Below are 2,255 nucleotides of genomic sequence, written 5' to 3' on the forward strand. Positions count from 1 at the left end.
GCTCGAGCCGGATCACCGCATGGGCAATGCTCTGCACCTGCAGGTCGTGCTTCATGGCGGTCATGTCGTCCAGCAGCAGCACCGTGCACTGGCGGCCCGCGAAGAACTGCTTGAGCGCGAGGATCTGCCGCCGGTAGCGCAGCGAGCTGCCGGCCAGCAGGCGCAGTTCGGACAGCGAGTCGAACACCACGCGCGAAGGCTTGAGCACATCGACGTCCGAGAGGATGCGAAGGGTCGTCTCGCTGAGCTCGACCTCGGACGGGTGGAACATCGTGTACTGCTCGTCGGGCTCGAGCGCGGTCTCCGACGGAAGCATCTCGCGCACCTCGATGCCGCTCAGGTCCCAGCCATGGGAGCGCGCCACGCCCTTGAGTTCCTGCGCAGTTTCCGACAAGGTGACATACAGCACCGACTCGCCGCGCTTCACGCCTTCGATCAGGAACTGAAGCGCGATGGTGGTCTTGCCGGCACCGGGCGTGCCCTCGACCAGGTAGAGGCGGTTGGACGTGAGCCCGCCGCCAAGAACATCGTCGAGGCCGGGAACACCGACTTTGATCAGGCCGTCCTGGGCGGACGGCACGGCCGTACCGTCGAGCTTCATTTCTTCTTCCTCCATCGTTGGGCAGACAGTCCTTTCTGCCCTGTTCTGCTTGCGATCTGCTGGCGCAAGGATTTTTATCAAGAGGCGCGGCCCCCGGGTTGTAGGGCATCGCCCTTCTTCGAGACAAGACAACGCCACTGCGCCGCGGCCGCTGCGCGCGGCCCGCGCACGGCCTCAGGACTTGTCGGGCGTCTTGCGCTCGGCATCGCCCGGATCCTGGAGCTTCTTGTTGCCGACCTTCTTCATCTGCTCCTCGCCCTCGGTGTCGCTGCCGTCGGTGGGCACGGATTCTTCCTGGGTGATCTCCGGTTCGTCGGGGGAGCGCTCGCGGCGCTTGGGCGATGGCTTGTTCATGGCTGGCAACCTCCTGAATGAGCCCCGACAGTGGAGTGCCAGCGGCGCGGGAGCGCTCAGGCAATGGCGGCAGCGGTCGTCAGCCAACGCCGACGATCCCGCCGGTCCGCGCGGAAGCCGCGTCTTCATCCACGGGCGCCTCGCTCGCCTCGATGAAGAGCCGCCGGATCATCGGGAAGCGCCCGCGCACCTGCTGCTCGATCGCGGCGATGGCATCGGCGGCCTCTCCGGTCGCCGTGCCCTCCCTGAAATTGAGGTCGACCACGGCCAGCACCTCGTCGGGGCCGATGTACATCGACAGCACGTGGCCCACGTCCTGCACGCTCGGCTGCTCCATGGCCAGGGCGCGGATGGCGCGCGCGGTCTCGGGGCGGATGCCCTCGCCGATCAGCAGCCCGCGGGCCTGGCTGATCAGCAGCACCGCCACGCCGGCCAGCAGCAGCCCGATCACCACCGAGGCCGCGCCGTCCAGCGCCGGCATGCCGAGCCGGTGGCTGAAGTAGATGCCCAAGGCCGCCACCGCCAGCCCGGCCAGCGCCGCCGAATCTTCGGCCAGCACGGTGTAGGTGGTCGGGTCCTTGCTCTGCCCGAGCGCGCGCCAGAACGGCGCACCGCGCGACTGCACGCGGAACTGCCGCAGCGCAACCAGGAAGCTCGCGCCTTCGAACAATGCGGCCAGGCCCAGCACCACGTAGTTCCAGCCCGGATCGCGCATCGGCTCCGGTTTGCGGATGTGCTGGATGCCCTCGTAGAACGACACGCCGCCGCCCAGCCCGAAGATCAGCACGGCGACGATCAGGCTCCAGAAGTACAGCTCCTTGCCGTGGCCGAAGGGATGCTCGGCGGTCGCGGGCCGCTGGCTCAGCCGGATGCCCACCAGCAGCAGGACGCCGTTGAAGGTGTCGACCGCCGAATGGATGCCTTCGGACAGCATGGCCGAACTGCCGGTGATGCCGGCCACGGTGAACTTGGTGGCGGCAATGGCCACATTGGCCGCGATGGCGCCGTAGATCGCAAGCTTCGATTCGGCAGCCATCAGGGTTTCGGACGAAGGGGCGCCGCTCGGCCCTTGCGTTCAGCCCCGGCCTTCAGGGAAGGCCGAGGTAGATCCGCAGATCGTCCTTCATGGTCCCCGCCGAGGCGACCGCCATGCGCAGGCGGGCCTCGCTGACGCCAAAGCACTTCGTCCAGTAGTCGACCTCTTTCAGGTCGGTGATGTCGATTCGCTCGTCGTCCTGTGGGACGCGGATCTCCATGTCGTCCGGCATCGCGGGATCTCCAGGTGGGTTGGAGACGGAAG

General features: G+C 67.5%; 4 protein-coding genes. All 4 read right to left on the reverse strand.

The features are described from left to right. On the reverse strand, positions 1-601 hold a 601-nt coding region (locus tag AC1DOC_RS30175), incomplete at its 3' end, for an ATPase domain-containing protein (protein WP_478131174.1). A 174-nt stretch (positions 602-775) separates the two neighbouring features. Next, complete coding sequence (locus AC1DOC_RS30180; protein WP_012746798.1) at positions 776-955, reverse strand: hypothetical protein; 180 nt, start codon at positions 953-955, stop codon at positions 776-778. A 79-nt stretch (positions 956-1,034) separates the two neighbouring features. Next, entirely contained in the window at positions 1,035-1,991 is a 957-nt protein-coding gene (locus tag AC1DOC_RS30185; RefSeq protein ID WP_012746797.1) for a cation diffusion facilitator family transporter, read from the reverse strand. 52 nt (positions 1,992-2,043) lie between these two features. Then, positions 2,044-2,255 (reverse strand): DUF3606 domain-containing protein (locus AC1DOC_RS30190; protein ID WP_478131175.1); only part of this gene is annotated, 212 nt, incomplete at its 5' end.

This window comes from Variovorax sp. 01T439_2 (assembly GCF_056398445.1).

Excerpts from the sequence above, each read along its gene's own strand:
- AC1DOC_RS30185 (WP_012746797.1), bottom strand. The coding sequence starts at position 1,991 with ATGGCTGCCGAATCGAAGCTTGCGATCTACGGCGCCATCGCGGCCAAT.
- AC1DOC_RS30180 (WP_012746798.1), bottom strand. The coding sequence starts at position 955 with ATGAACAAGCCATCGCCCAAGCGCCGCGAGCGCTCCCCCGACGAACCG.